The organism is Rhizobium herbae, assembly GCF_017873135.1.
In the GTDB taxonomy this organism is placed as follows: Bacteria; Pseudomonadota; Alphaproteobacteria; order Rhizobiales; family Rhizobiaceae; genus Pararhizobium; species Pararhizobium herbae.
The window spans coordinates 105,750-130,862 of record NZ_JAGGJV010000007.1; the positions used below are offsets into that span (position 1 = coordinate 105,750).

A 25,113-nucleotide genomic window follows, 5' to 3' on the forward strand; every position below is an offset into this window, starting at 1 on the left:
GTTCGGTCCGGGCTATCGTTGGTTTGGATTGCGGCCGCCTGCGACCACGATGACGGCAATGATGATGAGGCCTGTCATGATCAGCCTGATGCCGGCACCGGCACCATAGGTGTTGAGCATGGAGACGACCAGAAACATGAAGAGCGAGGCGCCCCAGATGCCGGCCACGTTGCTGTTGCCGCCGGCAACGGCCGTGCCGCCGATGACGACGACGGCGATCGACATCAAAAGGTATTCCGAACCCATGTTGAGCGCGGCCCCGCCGGAGAAACTGGCTAGCAGATAGCCGCAGACCGCGGCCAGGATGGAACAGAGGACATAGGTGACGAAGCGCGTGCCATCGACGGGAATGCCGGCCATCCGAGCCGCGCGGATGCTCTGGCCGATCGCTGCGATCCAGCGGCCATAGACCGTCTTTTGCAACAGGATGAAGGCGAGAACCGAAAGGACCAAGGCAACGAGAGCGACATTCGGAATCCCGATCGTCGTCTCTGTTGTGAATGTTGCGAGGGCCTCCGGCGGCTTGATGCGCAGGCCGCGATTGGTCCAGATGGCCGTCGATTGAACGATGAAACTCATCGACAGCGTCGCAATGATCGGTGGTATCTGCAGGAGCTTGATCAGAGCATAGTTGCCGATGCCGACCGCAACGCCAATTGCGATGGCGACGACAAGTCCCGGCAGGATCAGCGAATTATCGACCTGCATGAATTTCAGCGCGACAGTGCCCGCAAGCGTCATCGTGGCCGGAACGCAGAGATCGATGTTGCCTGGCCCCAGCGTGATCACGAACATCTGGCCGATACCGACAAGGATGGAGAAGGCCGCGAAAGTCAGCGCCGCCTGGCTGAGGCCGATCGTGCTTGCACCGCCGGTAAACAGGATGGTGGCGACCCAGACGGCAAATGCTGCGACGAAAGACCAGATCCACGGCTTGCGCGACAGGGAAACGAGGATGTTCATGATCGCTTCCCTCGATTTTCAAGGCGATTGAGCAGCAGACGTAGCCCAAGCACGACGATCAGGATCGCACCTTGCGCGCCAATCTGCCAATCCGGCGAGATGCGCAGAAAGGAGAGAAACGAACCGGCAAGCGTCAGCGTCAACGCGCCGATGACAGCGCCGATAGGCGAGACGCGGCCACCAGTGAACTCACCGCCGCCAAGGATGACACCGGCAATCGACAGGAGGGTGTAGCGGAGCGCGATATTGGCATCGGCGGACGTGGTGAGTCCGACCAGCGAAATGCCGGCGAGAATGGCAAAAAACGCCGCAAGCGCATAGGTTGCTGCCCGCACTCCCAGAATGGACCAGCCTGCGCGCTCCACGGACCGGGCATTGCCGCCGACGCCGCGCAGGATGACGCCGAAGGAGGAGCGCATGATGATGAAATGCGAGACGACTGCGATGATAATGCAGGCGATGATGGCCATCGGCATGAATGGTGGCCGGGAGATCATGACGGCGCGTACCCACGCCGGCGCCTCTCCGCCGGGAGCGGGCAGAATAAGGACTGCAAGACCTCCCCAGATGAAACTCATGCCCAGCGTGACGACGATGGAGGGAAGGTTGCGCATGTGGATCAGCACGCCGAGTGCAGCATAGGTCGCGATTGCGGCTGCAAGGATGAGCACGCCAATGACGGGCGTTGCCTGCAGAAACGTGGCTGCGACACAGGCCACGAAGCTGACGAAAGTACCCATCGACAGATCCAGATCATTGACCGTCATGATCAGCATCTGAGCGATGGTGGCGAGCGCGATCGGCACGGCCAGATTGAACAGAAGGTTCAGCCCGACATAACTCATGGCACGCGGCTGCAGGTAGAAGACGGAGATCAGGAGGATGGTCAGCGACAAGGCAGGTATCAAAAGGCGGATTGTATCGGAGGACAGGACTTTCTTCATGCAGCAGCACCGATGAAAGAAGCGGCCAGGACATTCTTTTCCGTCACGCTGTCTCCCTTCAGCTCGGCAACGATCACACCGTTGTTGAAGACATAGACCCGATCGCAAAGACAGATCTCATCCATCTCGGTCGAGTACCAGACGAAGGTGCGTCCTTTATCGGCCTCGGCCCGCAGAATAGCGTAGACCTCCTGCTTCGTGCCGATGTCGACGCCGCGCATGGGATCGTCCATCAGTACGGCGGGCGCCGGCGTAGCGAGGGCGCGGGCAAACAAGACCTTCTGCTGGTTGCCGCCCGACAGCGACAGAATAGGATTGCCGAGATCCTGTGTGCGGATCTCGATGCGCTGTTTCCAGGCCTGCCCGAGATTGGCCTCTGCGGGCTCGCTGACGAGGCCCCGTCGGGAGAGGCCGGCAAGATCGGCGATCGTCAGGTTCTTCAGGATGCTCCAAAGCGGAAAGACGCCATTTAGCGCGCGATCTCCGGCGACGAAGGCAACCTCTGCATCACGCCCGCGCAACCAGCTACCGGTGCGCGCCAGATAGAGATCGATCAGCGTATCGGTCTGGCCGTGCCCCCCGAGGCCGGCAAGCCCGATGATCTCACCGGCAAAGGCCTCAAAGGCAAGACCCTTGCCGCGACGCGAAGGCTGCGAGAGGAGTGGCGTAAGGCCTGCGGTGTCGTTGATGCGTTTTTCTTGATGACGACCCTTGACCACGCTCCCCATGGCCGCGACCAGGCTGTGCTCGTCGAATTTGCCGGCAGGTCGTTCGGCTACCACCTTGCCGTCCTTCATCACGACGATACGGTCGGACGTTGATAGTATTTCACCGAGAATATGGGAGATGAAGATAACCGATCCGCCGGCTTCAACGAAGCGGCGGACATAGTCCAGCAACTGCGTCGCGAGGCTCGCGTCGAGCGATGATGTGGGTTCATCCAGAATGACGAGTTTTACCGGTTGTGCGACCTGCGAGAAGGCCGTGGCAATCTCCACCATCTGTCGCTCTGCGATCGAAAGATCGCTGACCACACCGGTGGGGTCGATCCCGTGGCCAGGGAAGATCTCATCGAGCTTGTCGCCGATGATGCGCGCTGCCCGACGCCGCCAGCCCCAGCCTGTGAGCGTGCGGTGCATGACGCGCGTGTTCTCGATTACCGTCAGGTTTGGACACAGCGACAATTCCTGGAAGACGCAACGCACGCCATTGGCGCGGGCCGCAGCAATGCCGTAACGCTGCATCGGCTCCCCTGCGCATGCGATGGTGCCCTGGTGGGGCGACAACCCGCCATTGATGACGTTGACGATTGTCGACTTGCCGGCGCCGTTATGTCCGACGAGGCCAACGCATTCGCCGGGCAGAATTCTAAGGGTCACGCCATCGAGCGCCTTGACCGCGCCAAAGCTGATTTTGGCATCCGCAACCTCGATGACCGCGTGCCGCAGCGGTATTGCCGTCATACTGTGCATTCCCGGAAAAAGGGACGGTTCTGGCCGGTCCGGAGACCAGACAGAACCGAAAGTTGGGAGGATAGCTTATTTTGCTTCCGCTATGACCTTTTGGGCATCGGCCTGCGAATACTCGACGTTGGCGACGCCACCTTCCTGGGTGCTGGCCAGATTGGTTTCCAGCGTGTCCTGGCTGATGCTGAGGAAGGGGACGACGAGATCCTTCTTCACTTCCTTGCCGTCGAGAATCTGCTGGGCAACCCAGAAGGCGAGCGTTGACACGCCCGGTGCGATCGAAACGGACATGGTTTCATAGCCATTGGCATCCTTCTGTTCCTTCCACCATTTCAGCTCGTCCTGCCGGTTGCCCATGACGATGGTCGGTATCGGCCGCTTGGCGGCGGCGAAGGCTTCTGCCGCACCGTAACCATCGCCGCCCTGGGTGACGACCGCTGCGATCTCGGGAAGGCTCGGGAGGATGCCGGCCACGGCCTTCTGGGCCACGTCCTGCGCCCAGTCGCCGTGCACGGAGCCGACGATCTTGAATTGCGGGAACTGCGCCACACCGGCGTGGATGCCGGCCGAGATCTCGTCATCCACGAAAACGCCGGCGAGGCCGCGAATCTCAAGCAGATTGCCACCGGCCGGGATCTTCTTGGACAGGTATTCGACCTGGCTGCGGCCCATTTCCTTGAAATCGACGGCGATGCGCCATGCGCAGGGTTCGGTCACAATGCCATCGAAGGATACGACGGTGATGCCCGCATCGCACGCTTCCTTGACGGCGCCATTGAGCGCAGTCGGAGATGCGGCGTTGATGACGATGGCGTCATAGCCCTGCAAAATCATGTTCTGGATCTGGGCGGCCTGCTCGGTTGCCTGATTCTCCGCTGTGGTGAAAGGATCGGCCGCCGCAACGACGCCGGCCTTCACGGCTTCGCCGGTCACCTTTTCCCAGCTCGTCAGCATCGCCTGCCGCCAGGAGTTTCCGGCGTAGTTGTTGGACAGCGCAATCTTCTTCGCAGCCGTGTCGGCCATAGCCTGAATAGGCATTGCGGCGCACGCCAGTGCAGCCGATGCCAGAAGCATCTTTCTGAAATTCATCTCTCTCTCCCTGTTGATCCGGCTTTCATTGAGCGGGATCTGTTCATCCTGGCCGAAGCGGTGATGAGCTTTTGTGAAACGCCGAGCTTCCTCCTCTCAGCGGATGCAGGATGGTATAGAACAGGCGGCTTGTATAGGAAGATTGAGGCAGCCCGTTTGCGGAATCTGCTGTAGATGATGCGGGATCATGCAGGACGCGCGGTGCCTGACGGGCGCTTACTGGAGGACAAGGAATTACCGGGACTTTTACCGTGGAGGCGGGGCGAGTCGGCGGGGAGGAGATGCAAAACATGCTCAAGATGGCGCCATCGGTGCTTCTCGAACATTACCTGGGAATATCTCGCCTGCTTGCCGGGCAGCTTGAGTTCCGCTCCGCCATCCGCGCCGTGGCGGCGCAGATTTCCCATATCATCCCGCATGATCATCTCGACGTATGCATCATCATGCATGGTGGCAAATACCACACCGCCTATGAGACCGGCCTGGAAACGGCATGGGGCAACCATCCCCCAGCGCTCGTCTCCGGCAGCCCAATCCGTGCTCTCCTCTGGGGCGAGGTTTCGTATTTCCTCACGGACGACGCCGGAATCGATCCGCGGTTCAATTTTGAGAACGCCTTCACCCTGCCGATTTTCGACCAGGCGCTGCGCAGCCGGATCCATGTTCCGCTCAAGGTGGAAGGGGACGTGATCGGTGCACTGAGCTGTTCCTCGCATCAGGTGGGCTTTTACACGATGGAAGACATCGTCAACGCCCGCTCCATCGCAGATTTGCTGTCACCCTATTTCTTTGCCTTGCGGGCTGCCGAGCAGGCGCAGCAATCGGCGATCGTCGAGGCCGAGGCCCGGGCACGCGAGGAGGGATTGCGACTTGGCGCGCTCAATCTAACGGAAGCCCTCGAGCGGGAGCGCCAGCGCATCGGCATGGACCTCCACGACCAGACGCTGGCCGACCTGACACGCCTGTCTCGCCGGCTCGAGCGGCTCACCCATGAACCGGATGTCGCAGGCGAAGCGTTGGAGCCCCTGGTCCGCAGCCTGCAGCACTGCATGCAGGATCTCCGCCAGATCATCGAGGAGGCCAAACCCTCCGTCCTGCAACTCTTCGGCTTCGTGCAGGCAGTAGAAAACCATTTGGATCGATCGGTGCGCGACAGCGGCATGTCGATCGATCGCGAATTGGTCGATGAGACAGAGGGCGGCATCGACAGCCTTGATCCGACCGTCTGCGTTGCACTGTTTCGCATTACCCAGGAAGCTATCAACAATGCAGTGCGCCACGCGCAGGCGAGCCGCATTGTGGTGCGGCTGGGCGAGCAACCCGACGGGCTTTCTATTGAAGTTTGTGACGACGGTGTTGGCATTGCCAAGCAGCGCCGGCGCAATGGTGGTGGTATCGACAATATGAAAACGCGGGCCAGGTTGATTTCCGCCAAGTTTTCTATCAGTGCCGGTCGAAACAATCTTGGGACCGCGATCGGCGTGCATCTGCCAGTGGCGGCGCAAACGCCGCGCCAACCAAACCCGAGGAATGATTCATGAAGGTTCTGATCGTCGAAGACGACCCGTTGCACCGCTCATATCTGCACGAAGCCGTCAGTGCCGCCCTGCCGGAATGCGAAACGGTGATCGAGGCGGAAAACGGCACCATGGGCGAAAAACTCGCCCGCGACCACCGTTCGGCCCACGTCGTCATGGACCTGCAGATGAACAATCGAAATGGCATCGAGGCCGCGCGCACGATCTGGAAGGAGCGGCCTGACACGCGCATCCTCTTTTGGTCCAACTATTCCGATGAGGCCTATGTGCGGGGCGTGTCGCGTATCGTGCCGGACGGTGCGGCTTATGGATATGTGCTCAAGTCCGCCTCCGACGAACGGCTGAAACTGGCGTTGCGCAGCATTTTCGTCGAGGCGCAATGCGTCATCGATCGGGAAGTGCGCGGGATGCAGCAAAAGAGCCTCGGCCAGACCAAAGGGTTCAGCGACACGGAATATGAAATCCTGGTCGATATTGCGTTGGGCCTCACAGACCGGGCCATTGCGAAAAGACGCAATCTTTCGCTTCGCAGTGTCCAGAACAGACTGCAGCAGCTTTATGAAAAACTCGATGTCTATCAAACCGCGTCAGACGACCACGAAGACAGTCGCTTCAACCTTCGCGCAAGGGCGGTAACCGTTGCGATGCTGCGCAAGCTTCTCAACTACAGCGCCCTGGAACGCGCTGAAAGCGAGCTGGCTGAATGGCTCAAATCACTTTGATCGGCTTCGCACTCGGCAGATCCTACCAGGCAGCGTACTCATAAACCGGGTTTTCAACACAGCTTTGGTTTGCGAGGGGTGAGTAGGCTCAGGACTTGTTAATCGATCCAATAGCAACAGGTTGCGGCGATGAAGATTGCCGATAGGAAGATGTGGGCGCATCGATCGTATCGTGTAGCGATCCGCCTCCAATCCTTGATCCTGCCGAACATGTTTTCGATGCGGTGTCGTTGTTTATAGAGTGTTTTGTCGTAGTCGGCCGGATGGTTTCACTTTTTACGAGGCGGAATGCAGGGAGAAATAGAGCAGAGCCATTCGATTTTATTGACGGTTACGTCAAGCATCTTCGGTGCTTTTCATATTGCAGGCCGCCTCTGAAATGAGGACAACCCACCGTCAGAGAGCGTCGCGCTGGGTGCGCAGATTGGCGACGACACGCCTGTTCTGCACCTTGCACGAGCGATCCTCGCAGTCGCGGACCTCGCGGTCCTTGCCGTAACCCTTGGCCCACATGCGCCCAGCGTCCACGCCCTTGGAAGTGAGATAGGCCATCACCGCATCGGCGCGCTTCTGCGACAACGCCTGCATTGCGGACGCGGATCCGGAATCATCGGCAAATCCCTGCAGCTTGAGTAGCCAGCCCGGGTTGTTGGCAAGCCAAGTGGCCTGATTATCCAACGTTGCCTTGGCGACGGAATCGAGCGTGGCTGAGTCCTGCGTGAAGTAGATCCGGCGGCCGACATTGAGGATAAAATCCTGCTCGCTGCCAGCCTTGACGTTCTCGAAGCCGGGCGCGGGTTCGTTGGTCTGACCGGTCATTGGCACCGCGGCAGGTTCTTCCACGGAGGCGATATCGGTGGTGTTGCAGGCGGCGAGCGCCAGGAGCATGGCGGCCGCCACAAGGCGTCTCGTGTATCCGATCGTCGCAGACATCAGGGCCATATTCCTCATTCGACCAGGGTTGCTTCGCTGACCTGGGGAGCCTGGTCGGCAATATGCGGCAGAACCTGCACTGCGGTGCCGATGGGGCAACGCTGGTAAAGATCGATGGCGTCCTCGTTGAACATGCGGATACAGCCGCTGGAGGCATCCTTGCCGATACTCCCCGGCTCCAGCGTGCCATGGAAGCGGTAGCCGGTATCGACGCCGTCGCGATGCAGGTACATGGCGCGGGGCCCGAGTGGGTTCTTCGCTGAGCCTCCGTCGACGAATTCGGGCAGTTCGGGATGGCGCTTGCGCATCTCCGGTGGCGGCGTCCAGCGCGGCCAAAGCGATTTACGGTCGATCGTGGCGCGGCCAAACCATTTGAAGCCTTCGCGGCCGACGCCGACGCCATAGCGGATGGCTGTCTTGTTTTCCATGATCAGGTAGAGAAAATGGTGCCTCGTATCGACAACAACGGTGCCGATCGGCTCGCTGCTGAAATATTTGACAACCTGGCGGCGCCACTGTTTGTCGATCTTGGCGAAGTTCGTCGCCCGGAACGTCACGCCATTGTCGACAGCAGTGCCGTCAAAATAGGAAGCCGCCGCGGCGAATGCCGGTTTCCGAAGCGCGCCGGCGCCAAGTAACGCCAGACCACCAAGCAAAATATCCCTGCGGGTCAACACCATCGGCAACATCCCCCGAAAGCCAATTAGCGAAGCGCCAGTAAATCAGAATTTTCATTTGCCACAACAGAAAACTCCTCGGCATCGATTCTTTCGCCGGACTGATGAGCAAGGGGTGTCTTATCGATAGCGGCAAAGACATATCCCAATTTCGGCGCCGGTAATATGTTTCCTCTCAAGAACATCGCCACTCATAGCGTATCTCATCGCGCTCATCGGTATGCCACGACGTGCCTTGCCCGCTTTGTTCGCAAGCAAGCGAAAATACAGCCCGAGTGGTGATCCGGCGAAAAACGCTGGTTCTTCTAACCGGCGGAACGAACAAAGACGATGCGACCAGCTCTCGACCGGCGCCAAATGCCCGTTTTGAGTTGAACCAACATGTCATTGATCTAGGACTTACCTGTTAAGGGCGCCCGTCAGACGGTGAATGTGCTCGGCCCCGATGCCGCAACAGCCGCCGACAAGCGTTGCACCGGCCTCCACCCAATCACAGGCAAAGCGGGAATAGCTGTCCCCTGTCAGATCGTTACGCGTGGCGTGTAACGTCTCATTGGCCGCGCCTTCTGTTTCTCCGTCAAATGCGTTGGCATAGACGCCGATCTCGATGCTCGCGCCGCACTCATGAAACACGGTTGAGGCGGCCGCGACGGCTTCCGCCATCACCTCGGGCCGGCTGCAATTGAAGAGTAGAGCCTGAATCCCGGCGCTCGCGGCCCAGTTCGCGGCACTTTCAACGGTCTCGCCGGATCGCAGTCTCGGTACATCGCCGGCAATCGAGTCCGGATCGTCGGCGAGGGTGAATGAAACCCACAGCGGCTTGCCGGTTCCTGCCGTTGCGATACGAACGGCTTCGCCTTCGGCGATCAGGCTCAGCGTCTCGCCCAGCCAGATATCGACATGCGGCAACAGTGCCTCGACCAGGACCGTAAGGTAGCCCTGCACGCGCGCGGGATCGAAGAGTTCGGGCTCATAGGAGCCAAAAATCGGCGGCAATGAACCGGCAACAAGGATTTTGCGGTCCCTTTGCCCGTCTGCCGCCTCGCGAGCCAATCTTCCCGACAGGTCTATCAGCGAGGCTCCCTGAGCGTGGAAACGTTCTTCGCCGATATGGAATGGAACGAGGGCATAACTGTTCGTTGTGATCACATCGGCGCCAGCCTCGATAAACTCACGATGGACCTGGCCGACGATGTCGGGCGTTTCGATCAACGCCAGCGCGGACCATTCCGGTTGCCTCAGTTGCGCGCCGAGACGCAGCAGTTCCCGGCTCATGCCGCCATCTAGAATACGTATCCTGCTCATTTTACTCATAATCTCCATACGAATCGGCTTCATTTACCTGCGAATGACCGATGACAGGGCAAAAGCCGTGAGGGTGTCCCGCACCCCGGGAAGTGCGGAAATTTCCTGCCAGACCAGCCTGATACGGTCGGCCTCCGTCGCTGTTGGACGCGACCATGAGCCAGGCGCCCGCTGAGAGCACCAGGAAAGGCATAGCCATATTGACGCCAAACTGTCTCAAGCCGAACCTTATCGGCGGCGATGACGTTGAAGGTGATATTCCTGCGTATACGGCACCGCCTTACATTCGAGACGCGATGAGAATCCAAAATCGGACGCATTTGTCTCTATCAATCCACCAGGAATTGCGCATCTCGTCACCGTGCTTCTTGCCATGCAAATCGCATCGAATCTAGACGATATCGAGCCACGTCTTCTCTAAAAAAGATCGCGCCATTGCTTGGACGGTCTGCTCGATGCGGCGGCCATCGGCCTGATAGAGTTCGAATTCGTATGCGTTCCTGATCAAAAAGGATCGAGCCCTTCGAGCCATAAATCTGCATGCGATACAGCCTTTGCGGCCCCAGGCAGCTCGATTGGCCATCAACACGCAGGAAATGCCCATATAACCCGTGCCGATCAGGCCGACGCCCAATGGTTTCATCGTTACCATCTTGCTGTCGGTGTGCGGGCACGTGTCGTCAGACCCTTTGGTGGGATCCTTCAATGCACGAACCAACAACCTATGGGGCGATTGGTGATTTCGAGCCGGGCTTTGCGGCGATGGACAGAGAGGAAGTCATCAATCAGACATTCTTCAGGTAATCAACCCAGCGTGGATCCTGCATGACGGCGCGGGCGCGCATGTGCTTCCAGGCGCCGTATTTGTAGAAATCGAAATCGAGCGCCGAGACAACCTTCTGGACCATGGACCAGGTGGACCATTTTATGTCGGCGAGCGCCTGATGCACAACGAGGCGCGCTTTCATCCGGGGATCGAAGCGGCCGAAATACTCCTCGATCACTTCGTTTTGCACCGAATCGGAAAAGAACATCTCGCCGCACCAGATGCCGATATCGTAGCAGCGGTCGTTGTTGGAGGCGTATTCGTAGTCGATGAGCATCAGCGACCTGTCTTCGGCGACCATGAAATTGCCTGCCATCGGATCGTTGAAGCAGGCAACGAGATCGATGCCGGAGGCTTCGAGCGCCGAGCGCGCCAGCCGATATTGCTTATAAAGCCAGGCAAAATCGAGCGGAAAGGCGCCACCCAGTTCGCGTACCTGTTCGATATGCTCGTCGATCATGTCGAAGATCGTCTTGGTCAGTGGCAGTTTTCCGGAATCGTTGAAGGTGCGGTAGAGCCCGACGACCGATTTGCGCACAGCCGGGTCCTGGAAATCGCGGTTGGTGCAGGCGCGCCGGCCTTCGATGAAATCGGTGATCTCCACACCCCTGTCAGCGAGGTATTCGTAAATCCTCGGGCCGATGCCGAGCTCCTGCGCCCGGCGGCTGGCATCCAGCGCCGCGTTGCGGTCGATGAACATCTCGGTGCCGCGGCCGGGAACCTTGACGAAGAACCGGCCCTGTTCGCCGGCAATCCTGACCCGCCAGTTGGAATTGCTGATACCACCGTGCACCGGGCCGTAATGGAGTTCGCGCCCCGACCACGGTTCAATCTCGCGCAGCAGGGATTCGATCTCTGCTTCCGCCTCGTTTGCCGCTTCTCCCAATCGTTTTTCCATGGCTTGATCTCTCAGAGTGTGCGGAGCATGGCTTCGAAACGCGGATTGCGCAGCGCCATCCGGCAGCGCAACAGGCGCCATTGCGCATATTTCAGGAATTCGACGCCGCCACGCGGTGAAACCGTGTCCATCAGCGTTCCCCACACGCCCCAGAAGAGATCGTCGGCAATGGCGTAAAGGCGGCAGCGGTTGAGCGATCTCTGGCGAAATTGCCCCTCGAAGATCTCGAGCGCCGGCTGCATTTCACTGTCGAACTGAAAGGCCTCGTTGAGCAGGATACCGATGTCGTAGAACGGATCGACATTGCGGGCCTCGTCGAAGTCGACCAGCTGCACCGCGCCATCCGGCGCGATCATAATGTTGGAAGCAAGGCCGTCGGCATGGGCAGGTTTTGGATCGAAGCCGCTGGCGATGATCGCCGCCTCGATATCGCCGACACACTCGCGCATCCACCAACCGTCAGCGGCAACCTCTGCGATGGCCGCATCGCCCAGCGCTTTCTCGGCGAAGCGGATACGGTCGAACACCGTCCACGTTTCGCCAAACGGTGTACTGCCGTGAAGGGTCTTCTTGGCCGCAATGGCATGCTCCAGAATGTCCGGCTTGCGCAGATCATCCATCCGGGCGGTGCGCCAGCTTTCCGGAAGAAGGTCGAAAACGACCGCGGACATCGGCGCGCTGTGCCAAAGGGGTGCCGGCGTCAGGCCCAGGGTTGAAGCCTGACGCGCGGCGGTAACGGACCTGTCCAGATCGATGAAATCCGACTGGTCCGCATGGAGAATTTTCAGGAAACAGGTGGCGGGCGCATCCCCTTTGGCAACGAACCAGTTCTGGCTGTCGACCGCGCGGTGCGTCGGCGAGGCGACGCCGGGAATGCCCGGCGTATAGCGCATGTCGGCGTTTTTCCAGTCCGGAACGGCACGGATGGCGGCTTCCGCCGCCCTCTCATCCGCCGTCGATGCTTGCCCGAGTGCCTTCACCATCCCACTCCTTCAGTCTGCGGTTTTCAGGATGTTGCCGTTGATGCAGAATTTCCACAGCATGGCGGCAAGGATTTCCGTGCCCAGCAACCGGTCTTCCGGCGTGGTGAATTCCGTCGGGTGGTGGATGACGCCGCCGACGCTCGGCACAGCGATGACGACTGCCGGGGAAACGGCCGTCATGCTGATGGCGTCATGTCCGCCGATGGTGTCGAGAAGCAGGGTTTCGAGGCCGAAGCCGGCCGCCGTATCCCGGGCAAGGGCCACCAGTCCTTCGTCCATGATGTCGGCGCGGCGACGATCGATCGCGCGAATCTCGAAGCCGACATCCGCTTTTTGGGCGCAGATCCCGGCCTTCTCGTTGAGTTTGGTTTCCGCCCAGGCAAGCACATCAGGCTTGGCAGAGCGCAGTTCGATGAACATCACCGCCTCGCCGGGCACCACGTTGGGGGAATTCGGATAGACCTCGAGACGACCGCAGGAGGTATGCAGGTCGATCCCTGCCTGATCGGCAAAGCCCTTCAGCTCGGCAATCAGGTAGGCCGCGGCCAGAAGCGCATCATGGCGCTCGGCCATCGGCGTCGGGCCGGTATGGGCCTGGCGGCCGATGAAGGCGAGCCGGTATTTGACATTGCCCCAGAAGCGGTTGAACACGGCAAAGCGCATACCCTTCTTTTCCAGCTCGGCGGAACCCTCGATATGCAACTCGATCAGGGCATCGGGAACAACCGGGCCGTAAGTCCCTGCATAACCGATGTCGTCCAGAGCGTCCTTCACGGAAATGCCGTCGCCATCCTTGCGAGCCAGCGCGAAATCGATGGAAAGCTCACCGGCGTTGAAACCGCTGCCGAGAAGACTCGGCTGGAAACGGGCGCCTTCCTCATTGGTCCAGTTGACAATGCAGAAGTTCACTTTCGGTGTCACGCCGGTCTTCGCAACATGCTTGCGGATGGCATCGATGGCCGCGCAGGCGGCGATCACCCCATAGGCGCCATCGAAGCGGCCGCCGTTCGGCTGGCTGTCGAGGTGCGACCCGCTCATGACCAGAGGTGCACCCGGCCCGGCCCAGTCGAGGAAGCCGTACATGTTGCCCATCGGGTCTTTCTCGAGGCGCAGGCCCGAATTCTTCAGCCAGTTCGCCAGCCAGTCGCGGGCCGCCTTGTCTTCCTGAGACAGGGTCAGCCGCGTCATCGCGCCGCCCGGTCCGCCGCCGAAGGCGGAGACCTCCTCCATCATCCGGTGCAGGGTTTCGGCATCGACCTGCGGCAGGGACGCGGGCTCATTGCGGGTTTCAAGCATAAATCACCTTCACTTGCGCCTCCTCAAGCTTTTCAAGGAAATCTGCCCGCGGAGGTGCATCGGTGATGAGCAGATCGACGTCACGAAAATTATAGGTGCAGAAGTTGCCCTGGCGGCCAAACTTGCTGCTGTCGGCCAGCATCACGACCTGCTTGGCGTGGCGGCGCAGCGCCCGGCGCACCAGCGCCTCGTCCTCGCCGAGATCCATGAATCCGAGATTGACATCAACCGTCACCGCACTGACGAAGGCGATATCAAACAGATGTTCGCGGATGACATTGAGGGTATCGGTGCCGAGAAACGCCCGGTAGCTCGGACGCAGAATGCCGCCGACGGCGACCACGTTGCTTGATTCTACCGCCGATAGCGTCTGGATGATATCCAGCGAGTTGGTGTAGACGTTGATCAGCGGCCGATCGACCAGATAGCGCGACAGCGCCAGCATCGTCGTACCGCTGTCGAGGAAGATCTTGGTGTGGTCGCGCAGATGTTTTGCGGCCAGTGACGCGATCTTTGCCTTTTCACGGGCATTGACGCGCATGCGCTGCGAAATCGGCTGGTCGGCATCCCGGCGCGGCGTCACGCCGCCGCCATAGATGCAGCGCAGGTGCCCTTCCATTTCAAGCTGCTTCAGGTCCCGGCGCACCGTTTCCGGACTGACGGAAAACTCCATCGCCAGCTCCTTGACCGTGACCCGGCCATGCTTGGCCAGCTCTTCGAGAATGTGTTGCAGACGAGTCTGGGGATGATCGGTCATAAGGGGTTTCCCGGTCACAGGCCCATCGGCAAGTCTGTCGAACCAGCGTGTCCCGTCGCGGTGGCTGCTGTTTTCTTCATCCGATCCTCCCGGGTTTCGATGCAATTTGCGGTTTCAAGCTGCCGCATGGGTAAGCGTGTTTTCTACCAAAAAGCAAGCAGCCAGGTCCTTTCCGCCGCGGGCAGTCAAAACCGGGCTTTGCTGGTGACAGCGGCCGAATGCGTTCGGGCAGCGACTGGTGAAACTGCAGCCGGGCGGCAGGTCGATCGGGCTTGGCGGCTCTCCTTCCAGCAGGCAATCCTCCGGCTTGTAACGGCGCTCCTCCAGCGTCGGCACGGCACTGAGCAAGGCCTTGGTGTAGGGATGGCCGGGATCGAAGAACAGCCGGCTGTTGTCGGCTATCTCGACGACTTCGCCGAGATACATCACGGCAACGCGATTGCAGACGCGCCGGACCATCGCCAGATCGTGGGAGATGTAGACATAGGTCAGGCCGTGCTGAACCTGCAACTGCTCGAACAGCTTCAGCAGCTTGAACTGCTCGGTCTGGTCGAGCGACGACAGCGTCTCGTCCATGATCAGCACCTTCGGTTCCAGCACCATGGCGCGGGCGACGTTGACGCGCTGGCGCTGGCCGGCGCTCAAGCCCAGCGGCAGCTCGTCGTAGAGCGCGCCGGGCAGGCCGACCTCATGCATCACGGAGAGCACGCGGTCGCGCAATTGCTCGCCCCTAGCGATGCCATGGGTCTTCAGCGGCTCCTCGATGATGGCCCCGATGGCGGTTCTCGGCGGCAGCGAATTGAACGGATCCTGCAGCACCAGCTGGAAATCGCGCCGGAATTTCAGAAGCCCCTTGCCGGACAGCCTGGCGATATCCTGCCCGTCGCAGAGAACATGGCCGCTATCGGGCCGTTCCAGCCGGCTGAGCAGGCGCATGAGGGTGGACTTGCCGCAGCCGGATTCGCCGACGATGCCGAAGTTCTCACCTGGAAAGACGTCGAAAGTGACGTTCCGAACGGCACGCACGGTGCTGTAGCTGGCAAAGGTGCCACGCTTGCGCACCCGGTAGGATCGCGTCGCATCCAGAATGCTGATGATCGGCTCGCGGCTCTGGGCCGGTGGGTCGATGGCGACCGCTTCGCTCGTCCAGATCTTCGGAATCTGGCTGATCAGCTCGCGGGTATAGGGATGCTGCGGCGTGGCGACGAGTGCCTTTGTCACCTGCCGCTCGACGACCCGGCCTTCGGCGAGAACCAGGATCTGATCGGCGGCATCGCTCACCAGCGGCAGCGACGAGGATATGAACACGATCGCCGTATCGAAGCGCGTTGTCAGCTCGCGCATCAGGCGCAGCACCTGGGCGGCAACCGTGACATCCAATGGCTGGGTGACGTTGTCGGCGACGAGGAAGGCGGGGTTGCTGACGAGCGCATCGACGATCAGGGCACGCTGCATCATGCCGCCGCTGAACTGCGAGGGATATTCATGGTAGCGCATCTGCGGTGAGGGGATGCGCACAGCACCCAGCAGATCGATGACCCGTTTCCTGGCTTCGTCGTGCGGAACTTCCGGCGCGATCGCCCGCAGCTTCTCGACGATCTGCTGGCCGACCGGCAAAGTCGGGTCAAGCGCGCCCGCCGGATTGGCGCCGACATAGGCGATCTCGCGGCGCAGCGTCCGTAGCTTCTGTGCCGGCAGGTCGAGAATGTTCTGTGATTTGTAGATCACCGATCCAGACGTGACCTTCAGCGGCGGGTCGATCCAGTTGACCAGCGCACGCGAGAGCACCGTCTTGCCGGCGCCGCTGGCGCCGATGATGCCGAGAATTTCGCGCGGGGCCAGATCGAAGCCGATGCCGGAAATGATCGGGCGTATGCCACCGCCCGTTTCCAGGCCGACGCTCAGATCGCGAACCTTGAGAAGCGGTGTGCCGGTCATGATTTGCCTCCGTAGATGCGATTGCGGGCCCGTTCGAGCGATGCGCCCATCAGGTTGATGCTGGTCAGGCACAGACAAAGAAAAACACCGGGCATGGTGGCGATCCACCAGGCATTGAGCAGGTATTTGCGGCCGTCGGCGATGATGTTGCCGAAGGTGGGCGTCGGCGGTTGAACGCCCAGACCGATGAAGCCGAGGATGGATTCGAAGATCATCATCCGGGCGACATCGAGCGCCGAGACGAAAATGATCGGCGGCAGCACCAGTGGGGCCAGCAGGCGCACCATGATGCGGAAATCCGATGCGCCGTAGATTTCGGCGGCGCGCACATATTCCCGCTTGCGCTCGGTCATCACGACACTGCGGGTAACGCGGGCATAGACCGGCCAGCTCGACAGCCCGAGGACGAGGATGATCGCCGGGATGGTCGGGCGCGAAACGCCGAGCACGGTGATGGCGAGGATGATCATCGGGATCGACAGCTGGGCATCCGTCAGGCGCATGATCACCATGTCGACGCGGCCGCCATAGTAACCCGCAACGGTGCCGAGCGAGCAGCCGATGATCAGCATGAGGACAACGGTGGAAAGACCGATAAACAGCGAGTAGCGCAGGCCGACGAGACTGCGCACCAGCATGTCGCGGCCGATCTGGTCGGTGCCGAGCGGCGCCGTCCAGCTCCATTTGTCGCCCATGAACGGCGGCGCATGCAAGCGGGTGGCGACGCTCATCTTGGTCGGGTCGATGCCGCTCAGTTCCGGATAGAGCAGGGCTGCCAGCACCAGCACGGTGAAGATGATCGCGCCGACGCGGAATTCGTTGGAGGCAAGGGCAATCCGCCAGATGCGCCGGGCAACCGAAGCACCGCGTTGTGTGGGAACCGGGATTACCGGGATGTCTGTCTCGGTCACGCTCATCAGTATTCCAGCCTTGGATCGATCATAGTGGCAATCAGGTCGACTGCGATGTTGATGAAAACGAAGATCGCGCTGGTGACGATGGCGATCCCCTGGATCAGTGGGAAGTCACGCTGCAGCACGGCGGTGATGGTCAGAAGGCCGAGGCCCGGATAGTCGAAGATGAATTCGACGACGAGGACACCGCCCAGCAGGCCGCTGATCTGGATGCCGATCAGGTTCAAAAGCGGCACCGAGGCATTGCGCAGCGCATGGGCGACGATGATGCGGCTGCGGCTGAGGCCGCGCACGTTTCCGACGGCGATGAAGGGCTCCATCATGACGCCGGCGACAGACCCGGTCAGTGTCCGGATCAGCACCGGCGCCAGTTCGACGGCAAGAACGATGGCAGGCAGGATGGTATAGGCAAAACCGCCATAGCCGATGGCGGGCAGCCAGCCGAGCTGGACCGACAAAAGCATCGCAAGGACGATGCCGAGCCAGAAGTTGGGCAGCGATATGAAGATCGAGGAAATATAGAAAGCCACGCGGTCCGGCCAGCGCCCGGGCGCCAGTCCGCCGGGAATGCCGACGAGGAACGAGAAGACCAGGGCGAAGAGTATGGCAAGGCCACCGAGTTGCAGCGTCATCGGCAGGGTTTCGCCGATCAGGGTGAGCACTTCGGCCCGTTCGCCGCGGGTGGAATCACCGAAGCTGGAACCGCCCGTGGACGCGCCGCTTGCGGGCCGCACGAAGGATTGTCCAAGATCGCCCCTAACCACGCCGCCCATGTAGCGACCGAACTGCACCAGGATCGGATCGCGCAGGCCCATGTCCTTAGCGATCTGCTCGATCAGCGCTTCCGGCGCCATACCGCCGGCCATCAGCCGGACCGGGTCGCCCGGAACCACACGCAGCAGCGTGAAGATCAGCAGCGTCACCAGAAAGACGATCAATGCGCCTTGCGCCAGCCGGCGAACCAGAAAACTGAGAACGAACATGTCATATCCTGACAGCAATCGGAGCGAACGGCCCTGAAGGGAGACGGTCGCTATCGTTTGTTGGCATCATGAGCGAAACGGAAGCTCTGCGGCGCCGGTATCCGCGCCGCAGAAAATGCAAGCCAGCGTCAGCCGAAAGTGGCTTTCGAGGCATCCATCGAGCCGTCGGGATAGATGAACAGGCCAGCCAGCGACTTGTCCATCGCGTGGATCATCACCGAGGTGAACAGCGACAGGGCAGGCACCTTGTCGGCAAGCATCGGCATGGTTTCGGTCTGAAGAATGGCCTTGCGTTCTTCCAGCGTCGGCGCGCTGCGTTCCTTGTCGAGGCTCGCATCGATCTCCTTGTCCACGATGCCGCAGATGCGTTTCGAGGACGAATGGAAATGCGTGCGCAGGACGAGATCCGGCTCGGGCGAACCGGTGGACCAGCCGCAATCGACCATGTGGCCGGGGCCGCCGCCCGGGCGGTCGTAGAGGCGTTCGTTCCAGGCAGCGATTTCCAGAACCGAGAGCGACACCTGAAATCCCTGCTCCTGCAGCATGGCGGTGATGACTTCGCCATATTCCTTGGTCTTCGGGTAGAAGCCGACCGAGGTGATGTATTCGAGCGCCGGCAGACCTTCGCCCTTGGGGAAGCCGGCTTCGGCCAGCAGCGCCTGGCATTTTTCAGGGCTGTATTCCGGGTAGTTCGGCAGATCGAGGTAGCCGAATTTCACCGGCGACACGTAGTTTGCCGAGGCATGGCCAGCCGAGCCGAGGATTTCGACCAGCATCGAACGGTCGATCGCGTGGCAGGCGGCCTTGCGGACCAGCGGGTTGTCGAAGGGCGCCTTCGAGCAACGGAACCAGAGATACTTGTTTTCCACCGAGATGACGCTGCTGATCGCGATCTTGTCGTTGCCTTCGAGCGAGGTCACCTGCTCGGGCTCAAGACGCTCGACGATCGACGCCTGGCCGTTGAGCAGGGAGAGCATGCGCGTGGTGCTGTCGCCGACGAAATTGAAGGAGATGCCGGGGATCTTCGGAGCGCCGAGGAAGTAGTCCGGATAGGCTTCGAGGATTGTGGCGTTGCCTTCCTGCTTGCCGAACTTGAACGGCCCGGTGCCGTTCAGACGCTGCGTCAGCGGGCCTGTGGGGCCGCCGGCGATATCCTTGGCCGACATGATCGGCAGGAAGGAGGCAAGGAAGATGAAGAGATGCGCGGGATAGCCGCCTTTCGAGGTATCGACGATCACAGTGTAATCGTCCGGCGTCTCGATTGTCAGCGTTTCCGTCGGACCGGGATACCATTGCGCCGGACGATCCGGCAGGGCGCCATATTCGAACGTCGCCTTGACGTCCTCCGCCTTGAACGGCTTGCCGTCATGGAACACGATCCCTTCGCGCAGCTTGATCTGGAGGCGGTGAGGATCGAGCAGCTTGATGTCGGTCGCCAGCTCGTAGACGACCTCGCCCGGATTATCGAGCTTCATCGGCGTGCGCGTCAGGAAGCCCATGACGAAGCCTTCGATGTTCTTCTGCGACAGCGTCGTGTGGCCGCTCGGGTCCCAGTTGCCGGTGATGTTTTCCGCCGACAGGAACACCATGGTCTTGCCCGTCTGGGCAAAGGCCGAGGAGAACAGGAAATCCGGGTTGATCTGCAGGAGACCGGCGCCGGCACCGGCCACACCGATCCCGGCGAGGAAATTGCGTCTGCTGATGTCATTCATAAGCTGTTTCCCTTTTTTGTGGTTTTATGTGACTTTCTTATAAGTCCACAATATCGGGCATTTTGGGTTTTGCAATGGGCGATTTTCGACGGACCTTTCCGGCATAGGCGGAGAGCCATAATTCAGCAAAAGCCTGCTCAAACTATGCGCAGAACAACGCCATTTAGCTTTAATTTTAGGATATTTAAGCCCGCGCGCCAATCGCTCGCAGTGCGATACGACGAAGTATGTGGCATCTAGCTATTCCTTAGGCAGAACGCCGCGAGGAATATTTTCTAAAACCACAATATCACATTTCATGACATATGCGTTGGCGGTTATCGCAAACCTGCCCACGTACGAAGAGCGGGGGTAAAGGCCTTAACAATACAGGGCAACGCATGTGAGGGATTACACGTAGCGGACTTCGACCCCCAGTTTATCCAATCGGCTGCGAATTCCATGCGGCATGCCGCTGTCGGTGATGATCAGATCGACCCGAGACAAGGAAAACGCCTTGGACGAGGCGCCAATATCCCATTTGCTTGAGTCCGCCACGAGGATCACCCGCCGGGCCATGCGAACCAGATTGCGCTTGGTGCGTGCGATGTCTTCCGAGACGTCGACAACATCAAACGATTGATCGATCGCATGCGCGCTGACGAATGCCTGGTGGGCGACAAGGCCGCCCACGGCCTTGTCGGAATCCGACACGATCGTGCTGACCGTGTTGGGAAAGACCCGACCGCCAATCATGTGCACGTCCAGCCCCGGGCGATACATCAAATGTTGCGCGATGTTCATCGCGGTTGTTGCCACCACGACATTGGTGACCGGTGGCATCTGCATGGCGAGTTGTAGCAGCGTCGAGCCGCTGTCGAACACCACGGACTGATTGTCGATGATCTGGCGCGCCGCCATCTGTGCGATACGCCTTTTGGCATCGAAATTGCGGTTCATGCGTTCTTCGAAGGCCGCCGCGGGCGAACCGGCCGGCAAGGCGATCGCACCGCCGTGCGTTTTGATCAGCTGCTTCTTTGCATCCAGAATTTCCAGGTCGGACCGGATCGTGACCTCGGAGACGCCGAAGTTTTCCGCCAGCTGGCTGGTGCGCGCCTGACCGGTTCGCTGAAGTTCCAGCATGATGTGGTGTCGCCGTTGTTCTGCAAGCATGTGTGATCCCGAATTGCCGTTGGAATTTCTGCCTGTGCCGAACTTTCGAAAAGCGAAATCTCTGAACATCTTGCGCTCACAAATTCCCGAAATAACGGCCATCGTTTTTGAAAATTACCCGATGCGACCATAATCTTAAATCAAAACGAAAGAAATCGAAATATTGAGTATTGTTTTACTTTCGAGTTAGGGTCCCTCAATACCGGATCAAACATCATGAAGGGATTCCTTGTTATGGGCCTCGGCACCAAAGTTCGTCTGTCACGTCTGTTCTCACATCCATCCGGGCATTTGTTCGGTGGCGCGGTCGACCATTTCGTGGGCTACGGCAACGTCCGCGAAGGCGGTCTTGCAGACCTGCCCGGCGCTCTGGCGCGGGTGATGGCCGGGGGTCCGGACTACATCAGCATTCAGCCCGGCGCGGCGCGTCATCTGTGGCCGGCTTATGCGGGCAAGGCGGCGCTGGTCATTCAGGCGGGCTGCTTTACGCCCGACGACCGGATCCGTCAGTTGATCGCGACGCCCGAAGATGCGGTGCGCTACGGCGCCGATGCACTGGCCGTCGCGATTCCCGTGCGTGGCGATACTGAGGGCCATTACATTCGTTGGCTTACCGATACGGTCAACGCCGCCGCCCGGTTCGAAATGCCGGTCGTTGCGCATGTTTATCCCCGCGACTATGCAAACGGCGGCAAGATCGTATTCACCCCCGACGAAATCGCCTATGCTGTGCGGATCGGCTTCGAGACCGGTGTTGACGTGATCAAGGTCGGATATACTGGCGACTTCGACTCCTTCCAGGAAACCGTTGCCACTTGCCCGGTCCCGATCGTCATTGCCGGCGGCCCGAAGACCGATACGCTTCTGGGCGCCCTGACCCAGACCTCCGAAGCGCTGCGTGCCGGTGCAAAGGGTGCCGTGGTGGGGCGCAACCTGTGGGGACACGGTGACACGACGATGGCCGCGCGCGCATTCAAGTTCGTCATTCACGACGGTATGGCGCCGGAAAAAGCCTTGGCGGCGGCAGGCGCCTGACACGTGACCCGCGATCTTCAGGTTCTGGGCTTCGGTGCCTTGGCGGTTGACGACATCATCTATGTCGACCGGCCGTTGAACGCCGGCAAAGGAAAGGTGACCAACCGCACGCAGGACCACGGTGGCAATGTGGCGACGGCACTTGTTGCTGTCGCAAGGCTGGGTGGACGCGCCGGCTTCATCGGCTGGCTGAGCGATCAGCCGCTGACTGATGTCGGCGGCCGCGAGCTTGAGCGGCACGGGGTCGATATATCGTTCGCGCCGCGTCGTGCGGACGCAAGGCCAATCCGGTCGGTCATCACCGTCGGGCCCGATGGCGACAGGTTCATCGCCTATGATGACGACGTGCCGCACGGAACCTCTGACGCGCTGGCCGATGGTATCCTTGCGCAAGCCCAGGTGCTGCTGATCGACGGCTATGCCACACATGCCGAGATGATCGTTGCGCGTGCCCGCAAGCTGGGTCTGGCGGTGGTCGCCGATATTGAATGGACGATCGGCCCGGCAACCGAGCGTTTGATGGATCTATCCGACCATCTGGTCCTGCCCCTGGGGTTTGCGCAGGCCAATACCGGCGAGAAGGGTGCGGCGGCGATCCTGCGCAAGCTGTGGTCGGGTGACCGCTCCGCGGTCGTTCTAACCGATGGCAATCAGGGGGCCTACATCCGACAAAAGGACGACGCCGTCCTGTGGCACCTACCGGCCTACAAGGTCGCGGCGGTGGATACCACAGGCGCTGGGGATTGCTTTCATGGCGCCTATGCCTTTGCCCTCACGCAGGGAAAATCGCCTGTCGCCTGCGCAATTTACGCGACTGCCGCCGCGGCGATTTCGGTGACGGGGCGAGGTGGCCGCATGGCTCTGCCGGATCACGAAACGTGCCTTGCATGGATGGCAGGAGAAAATGCGCCCGTGCCCATACCGATTGCGCCCTTGGACTGAAAATTCATCACCTGCTGTTGCCGATCCGAGGAGGGGCGGGCAGTACGGTGTAGGAGCAATCTGAGGGTTTGGACGCTTTGACAATAGGGAGGAAGTGACGTGGCTGTTGTTGTGTTGGACAAAATTTGCAAAACTTTTGGGACAAAATTCCATGCGATCAAGGATCTTAGCCTGACGATAAACGATGGCGAGTTTCTGATTCTCGTGGGTCCTTCGGGATGCGGGAAATCAACCGCCTTGCGCATGATCGCGGGGCTGGAGGAGATCACCAGCGGAACCTTGAGCATTGGCGGCGAGAATGTCGAGGACCTGGCGCCGAAGGACCGGGATATCGCGATGGTCTTTCAGAACTACGCCCTATATCCGCACATGACGGTCTTCGACAACATTGCCTTCTCGATGAAACTTGCGGGGAAGAGCAAGGCCGAACGTACGAAGCGCGTCCATGAAATAGCAAAGATCCTGCAATTGCATACGCTGCTCGACAGCAAGCCGGCGGCGCTGTCTGGCGGACAACGTCAGCGCGTCGCAATGGGGCGTGCGATGGTGCGGGAACCCGCGGCCTTTCTCATGGATGAGCCTCTGTCGAACCTGGACGCCAAGCTGCGTGTGCAGATGCGCGCGGAAATAGCCAGCCTGCAACGACAACTTGGCGTGACGACGATCTACGTGACGCATGATCAGACCGAAGCCCTGACCATGGGTGACCGGGTCGCTGTCTTGAAGGGTGGCGTTCTCCAGCAGGTCGATACGCCCAAGACCCTGTACAATCGGCCGGTCAATGCGTTCGTCGCCGGCTTTATCGGTTCGCCGTCGATGAACCTGTTCGAAGGCCGTTTGCACGATGGAAGGATCAACCTGTCGACCTTTTCGATACCGGTGCCGGCGGGCGTTTTCGAGCGCTCCCCCGGCCTGACTGCATTCGAAGGCAAGACAGTTATCTTTGGAATCCGCCCGGAAGACCTCTATGACAGCAACCTGGCATCCGGATCTGACCACGCGACGATTCCGGCGATCGTCAAGTCGATAGAAGAATTGGGGTCCGAACTCATTGTTCATCTGGGCATCGACGCGGTTCGGATCGATTCCGGCGACCCCGATGCCGTCGAGGACCTCAGCGGCGCCGCAAATGCCGTGGCGAAGTTCGAATCCGTCAGCGCGGTCCAAGCGGGCGAACTGATCAATCTGGCCATCGATGTGGCCAAGCTGCATTTTTTCGATCCCCAGACACATCTCGCGATCTAGCCTGATGTGCGCTTGTTGATCTGGGCGCGGGATCATGGTTCGGAAATGTTGTTTCAAGCTTCAGGCCCGACTGCGCGCGCTCAGAATAGACCGTTGTAAAGCTCTATTACGCAATCCCAACCGCATTATCTCGCTCAGCCGCTGAAATCGGCTGCGCGACGATCATCCTGGCTCATTGCCTCGAGCCTCTTGCTGCGGACCCGCACCGGCTGCGAGGCGGGCATTCGTTCGACGGATAAATACCTCGACCATGCCACATTCCCGGGAAACTCGGGCAGCACCTTCGTCGGCAATAGCACAATTTAAGCGACCTCAGATTGGAGCGATTGTAACGCGGCGGAGTTCTGTTGCGATGTGCCGATTTGCTCGCGAAGATGGAGCCCGATCAACCACTCCTATCGAACCTCGAGAAACGACAGCCCTTTGCCATTCCGAAGCTGGGGTGTACCTGCCGACCATGAGCTTCAAAGGCTTGGTCGCTGGTTCGTGAAATACAATCTTTAAGAGAAAAAAGCATCCAGTCACCTGCCCCTCGCCTTCAGGCGAGGGGGCTTTCATTTATTTTCTTTTAGACGAGGAGACTTTCATTTGTTTACGAACGTAAAGAAAAAATGCTTCGCGTGCGATGCACAAAATAGAAAAAACACTTCTGAGGGATTTCGATTTAATCGATCATAATCAGTTACTTACAGAAACAGACGACGCTCTGACGGTCCGCGGATCCATCACGATTGCAGTTCTTCGTTGACACAAACATCCCGAAAGGAACCTACTTTGATCGCGATCTTGGGAGGA

21 protein-coding genes and 3 pseudogenes are annotated in these 25,113 nt (G+C 59.9%); 5 read left to right on the forward strand and 19 right to left on the reverse strand.

Translation table 11 applies throughout. The annotated features are described in order from the left end of the window. Positions 1–12 precede the first annotated feature (12 nt). From J2Z75_RS19395 to J2Z75_RS19410, 4 genes are all read right to left on the reverse strand, one after another. Positions 13–963, reverse strand: coding sequence for an ABC transporter permease (locus J2Z75_RS19395; RefSeq protein ID WP_209854422.1), 951 nt, complete (start codon positions 961–963; stop codon positions 13–15). Then, positions 960–1,907 carry an ABC transporter permease gene (locus J2Z75_RS19400; RefSeq protein WP_209854423.1) on the reverse strand — a complete coding sequence of 316 codons (948 nt, stop codon included), beginning with the start codon at positions 1,905–1,907 and terminating at the stop codon, positions 960–962. The genes J2Z75_RS19395 and J2Z75_RS19400 overlap by 4 nt, the downstream gene beginning before the upstream one ends. Further along, on the reverse strand, positions 1,904–3,370 hold the full coding sequence (locus J2Z75_RS19405; protein WP_209854424.1) for a sugar ABC transporter ATP-binding protein: 1,467 nt from the start codon (positions 3,368–3,370) through the stop codon (positions 1,904–1,906). Before J2Z75_RS19405 ends, J2Z75_RS19400 begins: the two co-directional genes overlap by 4 nt. Positions 3,371–3,445: 75 nt before the next feature. After that, complete coding sequence (locus tag J2Z75_RS19410; RefSeq protein ID WP_209854425.1) at positions 3,446–4,462, reverse strand: ABC transporter substrate-binding protein; 1,017 nt, start codon at positions 4,460–4,462, stop codon at positions 3,446–3,448. 290 nt (positions 4,463–4,752) lie between these two features. Between J2Z75_RS19410 and J2Z75_RS19415 the strand changes: the two genes are divergently transcribed. After that, positions 4,753–6,003, forward strand: coding sequence for a GAF domain-containing sensor histidine kinase (locus J2Z75_RS19415; RefSeq protein WP_209854426.1), 1,251 nt, complete (start codon positions 4,753–4,755; stop codon positions 6,001–6,003). After that, positions 6,000–6,722 (forward strand): response regulator transcription factor, encoded by a 723-nt coding sequence (locus J2Z75_RS19420; RefSeq protein ID WP_209854427.1) that lies wholly within the window; start codon positions 6,000–6,002, stop codon positions 6,720–6,722. The genes J2Z75_RS19415 and J2Z75_RS19420 overlap by 4 nt, the downstream gene beginning before the upstream one ends. A gap of 98 nt (positions 6,723–6,820) precedes the next feature. Here the strand turns inward: J2Z75_RS19420 and J2Z75_RS19425 are convergent. From J2Z75_RS19425 to J2Z75_RS19490, 15 genes and pseudogenes are all read right to left on the reverse strand, one after another. Continuing rightward, positions 6,821–7,015 (reverse strand): annotated as a pseudogene (locus J2Z75_RS19425) (transposase); the annotation flags it as partial. Positions 7,016–7,118: 103 nt separating this feature from the next. Next, positions 7,119–7,655, reverse strand: a complete 537-nt coding sequence (locus J2Z75_RS19430) for an OmpA family protein (RefSeq protein ID WP_209854428.1) — start codon at positions 7,653–7,655, stop codon at positions 7,119–7,121. Between the two features lie 14 nt (positions 7,656–7,669). Continuing rightward, the gene (locus J2Z75_RS19435) at positions 7,670–8,335 is read right to left on the reverse strand and encodes a L,D-transpeptidase (protein ID WP_209854429.1); all 666 of its coding nucleotides are present in this window, start codon (positions 8,333–8,335) and stop codon (positions 7,670–7,672) included. A 396-nt stretch (positions 8,336–8,731) separates the two neighbouring features. Beyond that, complete coding sequence (locus J2Z75_RS19440; RefSeq protein WP_209854430.1) at positions 8,732–9,637, reverse strand: homocysteine S-methyltransferase family protein; 906 nt, start codon at positions 9,635–9,637, stop codon at positions 8,732–8,734. Positions 9,638–9,670: 33 nt separating this feature from the next. Next, a pseudogene (locus J2Z75_RS29295) lies at positions 9,671–9,787 on the reverse strand (Lrp/AsnC family transcriptional regulator); the annotation flags it as partial. A gap of 298 nt (positions 9,788–10,085) precedes the next feature. After that, positions 10,086–10,238: pseudogene (locus tag J2Z75_RS19445) on the reverse strand (Gfo/Idh/MocA family protein); the annotation flags it as partial. 184 nt (positions 10,239–10,422) lie between these two features. Beyond that, a complete protein-coding gene (locus J2Z75_RS19450; RefSeq protein ID WP_209854431.1) occupies positions 10,423–11,361 on the reverse strand; it encodes a choline/ethanolamine kinase family protein in 939 nt (312 codons plus the stop codon). Positions 11,362–11,372: 11 nt separating this feature from the next. Further along, entirely contained in the window at positions 11,373–12,344 is a 972-nt protein-coding gene (locus J2Z75_RS19455; protein ID WP_234937454.1) for a phosphotransferase, read from the reverse strand. 9 nt (positions 12,345–12,353) lie between these two features. Beyond that, positions 12,354–13,640 (reverse strand): Zn-dependent hydrolase, encoded by a 1,287-nt coding sequence (locus J2Z75_RS19460; RefSeq protein WP_209854432.1) that lies wholly within the window; start codon positions 13,638–13,640, stop codon positions 12,354–12,356. Next, positions 13,633–14,397, reverse strand: a complete 765-nt coding sequence (locus tag J2Z75_RS19465; protein ID WP_209854433.1) for a DeoR/GlpR family DNA-binding transcription regulator — start codon at positions 14,395–14,397, stop codon at positions 13,633–13,635. Before J2Z75_RS19465 ends, J2Z75_RS19460 begins: the two co-directional genes overlap by 8 nt. 114 nt (positions 14,398–14,511) lie before the next feature. Then, positions 14,512–16,335, reverse strand: coding sequence for an ABC transporter ATP-binding protein (locus tag J2Z75_RS19470; protein WP_209854434.1), 1,824 nt, complete (start codon positions 16,333–16,335; stop codon positions 14,512–14,514). Then, on the reverse strand, positions 16,332–17,252 hold the full coding sequence (locus J2Z75_RS19475; RefSeq protein ID WP_209854435.1) for an ABC transporter permease: 921 nt from the start codon (positions 17,250–17,252) through the stop codon (positions 16,332–16,334). Before J2Z75_RS19475 ends, J2Z75_RS19470 begins: the two co-directional genes overlap by 4 nt. Continuing rightward, the gene (locus J2Z75_RS19480) at positions 17,252–18,232 is read right to left on the reverse strand and encodes an ABC transporter permease (protein ID WP_209854436.1); all 981 of its coding nucleotides are present in this window, start codon (positions 18,230–18,232) and stop codon (positions 17,252–17,254) included. Before J2Z75_RS19480 ends, J2Z75_RS19475 begins: the two co-directional genes overlap by 1 nt. 128 nt (positions 18,233–18,360) lie before the next feature. Further along, positions 18,361–19,944, reverse strand: a complete 1,584-nt coding sequence (locus tag J2Z75_RS19485) for an ABC transporter substrate-binding protein (RefSeq protein WP_209854437.1) — start codon at positions 19,942–19,944, stop codon at positions 18,361–18,363. 390 nt (positions 19,945–20,334) lie between these two features. Then, positions 20,335–21,096, reverse strand: coding sequence for a DeoR/GlpR family DNA-binding transcription regulator (locus J2Z75_RS19490; RefSeq protein ID WP_209854438.1), 762 nt, complete (start codon positions 21,094–21,096; stop codon positions 20,335–20,337). Positions 21,097–21,330: 234 nt separating this feature from the next. Between J2Z75_RS19490 and J2Z75_RS19495 the strand changes: the two genes are divergently transcribed. The 3 genes from J2Z75_RS19495 (at position 21,331) to J2Z75_RS19505 (ending at position 24,318) form a co-directional block, all read left to right on the forward strand. Further along, positions 21,331–22,131 carry a beta/alpha barrel domain-containing protein gene (locus J2Z75_RS19495; protein WP_209854439.1) on the forward strand — a complete coding sequence of 267 codons (801 nt, stop codon included), beginning with the start codon at positions 21,331–21,333 and terminating at the stop codon, positions 22,129–22,131. A 3-nt stretch (positions 22,132–22,134) separates the two neighbouring features. Beyond that, positions 22,135–23,073, forward strand: coding sequence for a PfkB family carbohydrate kinase (locus J2Z75_RS19500; RefSeq protein WP_209854440.1), 939 nt, complete (start codon positions 22,135–22,137; stop codon positions 23,071–23,073). Positions 23,074–23,172: 99 nt separating this feature from the next. Then, positions 23,173–24,318 carry an ABC transporter ATP-binding protein gene (locus tag J2Z75_RS19505; protein ID WP_209854441.1) on the forward strand — a complete coding sequence of 382 codons (1,146 nt, stop codon included), beginning with the start codon at positions 23,173–23,175 and terminating at the stop codon, positions 24,316–24,318. Positions 24,319–25,113 lie beyond the last annotated feature (795 nt).